This is a genomic window from Mesorhizobium sp. M7A.F.Ca.MR.148.00.0.0 (assembly GCF_003997735.1).
GTDB lineage: Bacteria > Pseudomonadota > Alphaproteobacteria > Rhizobiales > Rhizobiaceae > Mesorhizobium.
This window is the reverse complement of record NZ_RZTB01000314.1, coordinates 1-906: the sequence shown is the minus strand read 5'-3', so window position 1 is coordinate 906 and position 906 is coordinate 1. Positions and strand designations below refer to the sequence as shown.

Below are 906 nucleotides of genomic sequence, written 5' to 3'. Positions count from 1 at the left end.
CAGCGCCACCTGCTTGCGCTTGGTCGGCGTAACCTTGGTGTTGATGGCATTCATGACGCGGTACTCTTCAGATCTTCGCCCGTGACCGTGCTCAGCATGGAGGGCATGGTAAGGTTGTCGAATCCAAGCAGACCACCCAGGAAGAAGAATTCGAAGGTGATGGTCTTTAGGCTGACGGTGATTGTCGGCACCGGCCCTCCCAGCCGGGTCTGATAGCCAAGGCCCGTCGCGCTGTAGGTGACCACTATGCTGTCGCGGTGCAGGCGCGGAAAGAAATGACACATGCCGGGCCGCGTGGTCGGTCGCTGGGCCGGGGTGATTGCCGGACAGGTATCGTCATTGGTGTAGGTCGTGTCGCCGCGAAAGATGCGGCTGAATTTGACGGCATCGAAGGCGCCGCCATTGGTGCAAGCTCCGGTGCCGGCGGTATATGTACATTCGAACGGGCCATAGGCGGCCGCCACCACCGGCGCGCCCGGTGCCGAGATTGGCGCGGCTGTCGCAAGCGCGGTTGCAACCGGGTCGGAAATCGACGCCAGACGGGCGCCGAGCTGAACGGCTTTTGTCGCCGCGTTCCATTGATACAGCGCATAACCGAAATCGACGAAGCCCAGCACAAGCGTGAACAGCAGAGGCGTTACGATGGCCATCTCCACCATCGCCGCGCCGGCGTCTGATTTTGTGAAACGCTTGATCATGATCAGAACCGGATCAACCGCTCCTCGTGAAAGCCGTTGAGCGTGATCGGCCCGATGCTGAGAAGCGACAGCATTCCGACGTCGCTGTAGTCCAGGGTGCCGGCGGCCCTGACGATGCAGACCTGTGCGGTGGTGGAGCGATATTGGGTGACACCGGCGACAACGGCGTCATGACAAGAGCCTGAGGCGGCGATGGTCACTGTAACAT

1 protein-coding gene and 1 pseudogene are annotated in these 906 nt (G+C 61.1%); both read right to left on the bottom strand.

Annotated features, from left to right (window positions below; all coding sequences use genetic code 11):
* Positions 1-50: 50 nt before the first annotated feature.
* Positions 51-698 (bottom strand): TadE/TadG family type IV pilus assembly protein, encoded by a 648-nt coding sequence (locus EOB49_RS34210; RefSeq protein ID WP_127383526.1) that lies wholly within the window; start codon positions 696-698, stop codon positions 51-53.
* 2 nt (positions 699-700) lie between these two features.
* Positions 701-906, bottom strand: a pseudogene (locus tag EOB49_RS34205) (pilus assembly protein); the annotation flags it as partial.

Coding starts and splice junctions, on each gene's coding strand:
- EOB49_RS34210 (WP_127383526.1), bottom strand. CDS start 698: ATGATCAAGCGTTTCACAAAATCAGACGCCGGCGCGGCGATGGTGGAG.